Origin of the sequence: Dapis brunnea BLCC-M229, from assembly GCF_050015995.1 — a bacterium.
Lineage (GTDB): Bacteria > Cyanobacteriota > Cyanobacteriia > Cyanobacteriales > Microcoleaceae > Trichodesmium.
In genome coordinates this window covers 41,961-51,698 of record NZ_JBNHEP010000269.1, presented here as the reverse complement: position 1 = coordinate 51,698, position 9,738 = coordinate 41,961, and the positions used below count along the sequence as shown (strand labels likewise).

The following is a 9,738-nucleotide window of genomic DNA, read 5'->3' as shown; positions in this document are numbered from 1 at the left end:
GGGGTTAACGGCCGTTAACCCCTACATATTGTGTATAATTCTATCTTTTGCGTAAGTCTTGATAGAATTATCAACATATATTATATAGCGCTACTTGAATCGGGAATAGGGAACACTTAACTGGGAACAGTTGACTATCAAAAGGTTTCAGGATTTAGAAATGTCCGCGCCCTATTTGTGTAGTGCTATATAACCGGATTCTATATTACACAACTTTTAAGCCAAAATATAGCCCAAACTCCAATAGAATTATTGGCAATGTTCGTGATATGTTTTTCCTTTCGCTCTCTCCTAGTAATCCACCTAAATAATGGCGAAATCCTATTTTTTGAGGTGGATTTTTCCCACAATCGTTAAACTGTTCAGACCAGCTTTGACGCCCAAGGAGGCATCGCGGTAGGGGTTGTTTCTATCATCTACCCAAAACCCATAAAGAGCGATCGCTAACCTCTCAGAAAGAAATCTTCTGCTTCTAACTCTGGGGTATTTGTCAAAGTGGCAAATTGACCTCCATCGCTGAAACCTGCTTCACTACCATTGGGGTTATAGAATAAGTTACCATTTTCACTGTTATAGACAATGACTGCATTAGAATTTTCTGCTGATTCATCATCACTAACTGTTACAAACTCACTGGCAATACTGAAACCTGTTCCTGGTTCGCTGTTGATAGCACTAAAAGTTCTCAGGTCTAGGAGAATAATATCTCTTTGTGTTTGGGAAAAATCAGTAATTGTGTCTATACCTATATCCTCAGTCTGAAATTCCTGATTAGTGTTAAAGATAAAGCGGTCAATACTACCTCCTCCTGTGAGTTGGTCGTTTCCTGGTCCACCGTTGAGTCTGTCGCGACCAGTACCACCTTCTAGAGTATCATCACCTTCACCTCCTAACAAGATATCGTTACCGGGGCGACCTATCAATAGATCCTCGCCAGATACACCAAGCATACGATCGCTTCCACTGCCTCCATTCATACTATCATCATCTGCACCACCTTCCAAAGTATCCTCACCAGGACCGCCACTCAAGCTATCGTCACCTTCATGACTCCTGATTAAGTCGTTACCTCCTCGGCCAATATATGTATCGTTACCTTCACTACCATTAATAAAATTATTATCATCATTACCTTCACGGAGAATTCCAGCAGGTCTAACTGTCACAGTGACAATATTATTATCAACATTGCCGTTACTATCTTGAATAGCATAGAAGATAATGTCTTCTCCTGTAAAACCATTATTGGGAGTGTAGGTCAGGGTATTATCTGGGTTAATAACTACTTCCGCATTATCAGACGCAAAAATATCTACAATTTCAATTGCATCGTTGTCTGGATCGCTATCGTTGTCTAAAACATTGATCGTGACTGATGTAGCAATATCAGTATCTGCAATATCTGGTTCAGCGATGGGGCGACTATTGCTAAAGTCAGGACGGGTAGTAGGGTCTATTTCTTCTGTATTTTCAATTTGTTCGGTAAGTTCTTCTCCTGTATTATTATCAACAATTTCTTCAACATTTTCCTCTTCTGTTCCTAATTGTAGTAAATCTTCTACTAGACCTTCTGGGTCATCGCTTTGCGCTACTTGCTGTACTTGGACGATTTCTATCGATTTTTCGCGATCGCCCATGGTGCCATCGTCAGCGATGTCATCAATGCGTTCGTTAGTTTCAGTAATGATTTCTGCTGCACCATCAACAGTATTGTCTGCTAATTCGGGCGCAAGTTCGTTGATAATTTCTTCTACTTGAGTTGAGTCGCTCAAATCGAGATTTTCAGAGTTAGCGATTTGATTTGATAGTGCTTCAACAATTTCGGTTTCAGAAACTCCCGTTACTGCCTCTATTTGGACGAGGGTATTTTGCACCTGAACCTGTGCTGCATATACTTCTAGCCAGTTGGGGTCTTGGTTAGAGGCTGCTTGTAAAGCATCGAAGTTGAGCAGATCCACATCTTCTGGTAGTCCGAATGCGGTTTTAACTAGGTCTTGAGCTACTGCGGTATCGGTACCTTCGGCAAGCAGACGGGAGATGGTTGCTAAAGGATTGATGACTAGATGTTGGAACCCTCCAGCTAATTCGGGAGATTCTGTAGCATCGACAAATACTTTAGCAGGTTCGACAAAAGGATCGAGGAGATCTGTGCCATCATCAAATATAGGAGAGAAGAGTTCTCCGCGATCGAATTCTCCGTTGCTATTACTATCTACAAACGACCATCGATCTACAGGCGTACTTTCAAGCACTACTTTTCCTAGTTCGTCTAATTCTAAGACACCATTTTCATTATTATCTTCTCCTGGATCTAAGATACCGTTATTGTTATCGTCTTCTCCTAATTCTAAAACTCCATTCTCATTAAGGTCGAAAGGAGAAATTACAACTTCAGTACCATCGGGATTGAGAGGAGAAGCGATCGAGAAGGATTCGTTGTCATCTTGTACACCGTTGCCATTATTATCAATAAAATCAATTTCTAAGTTGTTGTCACCGCTGGGATTGACAACTGAGAATGGTTCGTCCGGATCGAATTCGCCGTTGGCATTACTATCTACAAAGACAAAATCTGGGGATTCTCCTTCGACAACAACGCGCACGTCTAACAGACCGTTTTCGTTGGTGTCAAAGGGAGTAATATCTAGCTCGTCTCCGCTTGTTTCGTCTACTAAAGAAGAAGGTTCGTCGCTATCTTGTATCCCATTCTCGTTAACATCAATAAAGACATAACGACCGCTAATTTGTTGTCTTTGTTCGGCTTCAGAAAGGAAAGCTTTACCTAATATACCATCAATATTGAGGTTTTTCTCCACAATGCTTGCGGTTAGTTGAGAAATGGCATTTTCATTAAGATTGGTATTGGAATCTTCGGCTATGGCAAAGGTTAAAGCCTCGTTAATAATAGCAGTTACGGTATCAGTATCGGCTAGATCGGGAACTTCCCCATTACTAGCGCTATCGGCAATTTCTTGAAGAATAGCACTGGCAATTTGTGCTTCATTTACTGTAGAAGAAACCTCGTTATTATCTAATTCTCCGTTATCATTAATATCGAAGAAACGAGAGCCATCATCAGCTTGAACTACTTCTAAATCGCCATCGTCAAACTGTTGGTTATTGTTGTTATCGAGATAAATCAGACCATCTTTACTCAGAATCTCGCTACCATTGATGGTTTGCCCTGTTAAAGAAGTCGCACCGATAGTTTGGGTAGCTAAAATAATCAGATTTTGCAGTTGAGATTGTAAACCCAAGACTGATACTTGGGAAGTTTGGGGGTCATCATTATATAAATCGCTATTTTCTGATAAACCGAAAATATTAATTACTTGTGCTTGTGCTGCTTCGAGATCGGGTTCAGCAATTTCCGCAGCCAAGCTAGTTAAAGGTGTGGCAACAGTTGCATTGGGAGTAGTAATAATGGGTGCGGTTTGAGGTAAGGAAGTGGAGATATCAATGCCGTTAACAATAACCACTCTGCCTTCTTCGGGATCTATAACACCATTACTATTAAGATCGAAGGGAGAGAATGGTATATCGAGATCGTAACTACCATCGGCATTACTAATGGTAACGGGTTCGTTGGGGTCTTGAATACCATTGAAGTTGGCATCAAAGAAGACCGTACCGCCAGAAATAACCCCATCCAAGACACTACTAAAACTATTTCCCTTACCCCCAATACTAAACTCAGCTAGGGGGAAAGTGGCAATTCGTTGCTCGAATACCGTCCTACGAAATAATTGAACTTCTGCACCCAAAAAGGCGTTAACGATACCGTTTAATTGAAATAGTTCAAAAGGTGTGGAAATGCGATCTGCAATCTCCGAAGCCCGCAGTCTGCCGTCATCCGTACCGTTGATTTCTCCGCCATCAATCAGATCCAGACCGATAATACCTTCTAAACCTCCTTTGAGGAACCCCGAAAGAGCAATCAGATCGACACCCAATCCTGCTGCAATAGTTGCAGTAGCAACCAACTCATCCACATCTTCCCCTGTACCGTCTGGATTTTCGCGATCGCTAACAAAGAAACCATCAAGGACTCTGAAGGATTCTAAGGGGTCGAAATTATTAGCAGACCATTGATTGAAACCAAAGGTATCGAAGCCAAAAGCGAGGTCCAAAGCGACATTAAAATCCCCTTCTAACAAACCGCTAATTGGGCCAAAAATGGGAAACGTTTGTTGTACGTCGAATCCAACTTCTAATGCAGGAAGATCGTAAGTGAAGAGAGCGACATCTTTACCTAAGAGTAAGTCAATCGCGCTAAAGGGATTGTCAATTAAAGGAATATCGAAATTACCGTTATTAAGTATTCTATTGGTATTTGCTTTCTGGGTATTTCTGCTACCATCATCGGGAGCATCATCGAGTTGTTCCTCTAAATCTGGTGCGGACTCGGTTTGGTCTGCTTCAACGCCCGTTGGATCGGCATCGGGATCGCTAGCATCAAAATTTCCCAACTCGAAAGAACCCACATCAATCATAATTCCTTCATCACCCTCGATCGATTCATTGAGAGCGTCTGACAGAGCGAACAGTTCTGTGATTTGGTTGAAAGCAGCCTGAAAGTTGACATTGGGAGCGCTTCCAGACAATTCTGCAATGCCGAGTGCTAATTCGATGACGCTAATTTCACCATCACCATTGCCATCCAAACCGTCTGCAATGCTCAGATCGTTGAGGATTTCCGTATCGGTGTTGAGAAAATCAACTATAGGGCGAAAAGGATCGATGATGGTGTTAATGCTATCAATTACGGGGCGAGCAAAGTCGGAGAGAAAACTGCCTAAATCTAGTTGCACGTTGTTAAAGGCGATCGTAGGTGAAAAATCGCCAACTGCTTCTCCCTCTTCAAACGCAAACGAGCCAAATTCCCCTGCCAAATCGAAATTAATACTGGGAAAAGCAGTATCTGCTTGTATACTAGTTACGGCATTTAAACCGAGATTTGCAGTTGCCGAAGCACTGGGATTAAAGAGATCGGATAAGTCATCGAAAGAAGCATTCCTTAGTTCCGTACTGGTGAGGCGATCGCCATCTATATCTTCTTCATCATCTGAATTTTCGGTATTATTTGAATTTTCGGTATTATTTGAGTTTTCGTCATTATCTATATCATTGAGTCCTAGAGTAAAATCAGCACCGACAGACGTGGGGTTTTCTTCATCATTGATTAGATCGAGTTCCAAAAAGCCTAGATTCCCCGTTGCTTGGAAATCATCGCTCAAACCAAGATCGACTCCTGCGGTAAAGTTGGTTTTTTCTGTATCGATAAAGAAACCGAATTCTTGGTTAATGCCAAATCCCAAATCGAATTGATAATCAAAATCGAGATCGATACTACCATCAACATCAATTCCCAATCCAGGCAAACCTAAATCCGCATCCAGATCGATATTGGCAAGGTTAAATTCTTTGGCAACTGTAATATCAAAAGTTGCTTCTTCTTCCGAGAGATTTTCTCTTACTTCTACATTAACATCAAGAATCTCCTCAAGAGTTTCTTCAACTAACCCCCTAAGTTTCTCTACGTCTAATATTCCTCCTGTCTGCACCCGATTAATTAAGGTATTTTGGAAACTACCGATCAAATCTGGTGCGAGAGTTTCTAGAGAACCAACAAAGGGTAATTCAATGGCTCGAAATTGAGCGTCAATCGAATCTTGAATCGAATTGAGGGCGTTATTTAAACCCCCTGCTGTCTCGATATTGTCGAAACTTAGTTCGTTAATGGCAATGGGAAGAGATTGTACTGACAAGCCATCATATAGAGGATCGTCACTCTCAATAACGTGAGCAATGTTTTGAAATTCCGTTTCTTCTACTTCATCATCAATTGCAGCAGTAACTGTAACTTCTTGAGGAGTAGCAAAGTTATCTGGAGTAAAAGTTATGGGTGCAATGGCTTCGAGATCGTCGCTAATCTCAAAACTAATATTGACATCTGCTGTGGGTTGGGTTTCTAGAGCAATGGTGTAGATTCCCCCCGCTGCTCCTTCGGCGATGCTGAAATTATTTCCGTTGGCAATAATAATCCCAGGAACATCATTTTCGGTAATATTGACGGTAACATCATTAATGGCAATTCCCTGATAAGCATCATCATCACTGGTTGCAGTATGGGAAATAACCGAAGTGCGGTCTTCTGTAGTTATATTGTCATCAACAGAAACCACCGTAACATTTTCCCTGATGTTGAAGTTTTCGGGAGTAAAAGTAATGGAGTCAATACTCTCTACCTGATTTGTATCGGTAGCAAAATTAATAGTGACATCGCTAGTAGGTTCACTGGTTAACTCGATCGTATAGTTATCTGTAGTTTGTCCTTCTATGACGTTAGTCTCACCTTGAGATTCGATAATTTGCACCCCTACTACATTACTCGCATCATCTCTACCACTGTCTTCAATGGTTAGTTCTGCTGAAGTTTCTCCTAGTTCGTATCCTTCTCCTTCATTGAGGGTAAAAGTAACGTTTTCATTGACTTCTTCTTCATTGTCATCAATTGGTATGACCTCAATGCTGACAGTATTCGTACCTTCTGGCAAAGAGAAACTGTTGCCGATAATATCTCGCTCCGTAGTATTAGTCACTAAGACGCCGATATTATCTCGCTCCGTAGTATTAGCCACTAAGACTAAGTTGTAGTCTTCACCTCGCGTAGCATCTCCACCGATAGTGAAGTTAAAGATGGCATCCTCATCATCGTTTTCATTGCCATTACTAAGTAAGGGATTGGATAAATCAAGCTGGAAAATACCAGGTTCGGAGTTATCTTCAGTAGCATTATCTTCCGCAACAACGTCAATTGTCGGGGGACTGTCATTATCAACAATATTTGTAGTTATGGTATTTCCTCCACCACCATACTCTTCACTAGGATTGAGAGTAATTTCTATTGTCTCATTTCCTTCAGCAGCAGAATCGTCAAAATCGGGAATCCCCCCTGAAATTCCTGTGGCATCTACTTGAACCACAACTCGGTCTTCACCAGAAATATCTAGGAAAAAATTACCCTCTTCATCTGTGACGATAGGCTCATCGTCAGCATTGAGAAACCTGTAATCTGTATCCAGTTCTGCTGTTCCGCCAGTAATCCTAAAGCTTAACTGACGACCTTCAGGAGCATTGGGGTCTAAATTAAAGATCAACCTACCATTACGCTCCCCTTCTACTGCATTTCTCGCATCGAGGCTAATATCTGCCTCGTCGTCCACAATAGCCAATTCCGCAGCAATAGAAGCACCGAGATTGTAAAGTGGAGAATCTTCTAAGGTGACAATGATATTTTCATCAGGATCGAAAAGGCGATCGTCAATTAGTTCGGCATTAATAGAACCTTGTCTTGCTCCCGTAGGAATTGTAACGCTCAGGGGAATACTCAGATCGGCACTATCAATCTCCTCATCATCAAAGAGATCGGGATCGTTAATAGCAGTTCCCGTAATTGTATAGTTAACTATTAAATCTATGGGCAAGCTTCTATTTAGGGAAAGATTAAAAGAACCATTTCGATCGGGTTCTGATAAATTATCTCCTGGAGCTAGATTAATTGTGGGCAGAATAAAATTGCTGATGTCACCAAAGACGCGACCATTATCTAGGTTATTTCCCGTAGCAACATTGGTACTAGCTTGAGAAACTTGACCACCAGGGATGAGGGTTATCCCAAATATAGACAACCCTTCTCTAACAAAAATGTCACGTCCCTTTGCTTGACCATTGTTAGCACCAGTTCCTCCAGTAGCGGAATTATCAGAAAAATCACTGTTAAGAAGTATTAAATCAGCACCCCGATTGACAAAAATAGCACCGCCGAGTGCAGCACCACCGCCACCGAGTGCAGCCGGACCTCTACTTCCACCTGCTGGGACATCAACACCATCACCGCCATCACCGCCAAATGCTCCGCCATCACCGCCATCACCGCCTAATCCGGTTCTTCTTTTTCTTCTGCGGTTACTGGGATTCGAGCCAGCACCGCCTCCAGCACCACCTCCAGCACCGAAACCACCATCACCACCATCACCACCAAAACCACCGAAGCCTTCTAACACTCCACCAGATTCGCCGCCGCCGCCGCCGCCGCCAGCACCTCCGCCATTGCCAAAGCTACCATCCTCACCATCACTACCACTACCGCCACTACGACCATTTCTTCTTTCACCTCTACCTCCTGTTCCACCATCAGCACGAGTTGTGTCAGCAAAAGCAGTACCATTTACATTGGCAATTCCCCCACGACCTCCATTTTCACCCGTTCTCTCAGCACTACCGCCTCTGGCTCCAGGGCCACTATTGCCACCAACAGCACTATTGTCAGTAAAATCAACGTTATTCGCAATTACCGTACCGTTGTTAATAAACAAAGCACCACCAGCACCTAAGCCACCGCCTCCGCCAGTAGTTCCAACACGACCCCTGACACGACCATCTGTTAAGGAAAGATCGGATAAGATTATTTGTGTAGCGTCGGTTTCGCCATTAATTGCTAAAATCTGATGTTCATCCGAGCCATTAATTACAACGCCGTTACCTCGAATCTCAACATCCTCGCTAATAGTTGGCAAGCTATCAGTTAAATTGATAGTTAAACCTTCATCTACTTGGATAATGTCTCTTGTCCCGCCATTGTTATTGTTTTCCGAATCTAGAATGGCTTGCCGCAAAGAACCCGCACCACTATCTCTGTTGTTAGTAACTCTAAAAGTTTGCAATACAGAATTAAACGCAGACATTGCCTCGACTTGAAACGCTAGAGGTGATTCGATAAATCCCGTAGTCGCTTCTAATACCCAGTCTCCCCCCAGATCGCTACTACCAGTCAAATCTTCAGAGGCAGCAATATCCGCTTCGGTAATCTCTCCCAAGCGATTAATAAAAGCTTGTCCTTGTTGGCCTTCTGCGACATTACAACCATATAAAAGAATATCACCATTTTCGCTTAGGGCTTTTCCCCACTGTTGCAATTGGTTTTCATAGCTCTCAATATTACTGTTATCTAGGCTACTATTTCCCAACTGTAAGACAGCTGAATCTCCGTGAGAAAGAATTTGTACGCTATCTAAATTATTGTAGTTAGCTAATACTTCAGTAATTTGCTCGACACCATTGCGGTTGGCATCCAATACAACTACTTTTGTCCCTGGTTCAACGCTGTTAACTAGAGATTGGTAGTCAGCAATATTGCTATCAACAAAAATGACGGAAGAGGGAGCGTTAATTATCATCCTATATATAGTCCTATTTTCAAGAATTAGTATAAGAGGGTTTGTTAGAGTTTGAGAATTGCTGCACCTCTATTATAATAGGTTATTTTTAATTTTGGTTTTTGCTTGGGTTTTGCTGTACCATAGCTTAACCAAATATGCTGCTTTTTGTCAAGTTGCGTCCTTATTTTTGGGGGAAAGTTTCGCCAACAGTATCTCCGAAACTCTTGCCCATTGGGCATTTATTCCAAAGCTCCATACCAAAAAGTGGCAAGATTTTTGACATGAATAAAATAGGATTGCTATAGCAATTAATGGGACTTATATAGAATCCGGTAGAATAGTCGTCATTGCGACGATAGGAAGCAATCTCCTAAAACCCTGAGATTGCTTCCTTCCACTCCGTTCCAGTCGCTGCGGACTTGGATATACTAATTATCCGGATTTTATATTACACAACTTAATGAGTAAAATTAGGCTATAATGCTTGTATATCAATGATTTTATGTCAAAGCTTTCT

General features: G+C 42.0%; 1 protein-coding gene and 1 pseudogene. Both read right to left on the bottom strand.

Going from position 1 to position 9,738, the window contains the following annotated elements:
* Positions 1-236: 236 nt before the first annotated feature.
* A pseudogene (locus ACP6PM_RS30900) lies at positions 237-416 on the bottom strand (IS701 family transposase); the annotation flags it as partial.
* A 27-nt stretch (positions 417-443) separates the two neighbouring features.
* Positions 444-9,239 carry a DUF4347 domain-containing protein gene (locus ACP6PM_RS30895; protein WP_426590705.1) on the bottom strand — a complete coding sequence of 2,932 codons (8,796 nt, stop codon included), beginning with the start codon at positions 9,237-9,239 and terminating at the stop codon, positions 444-446.
* Positions 9,240-9,738: the final 499 nt, after the last annotated feature.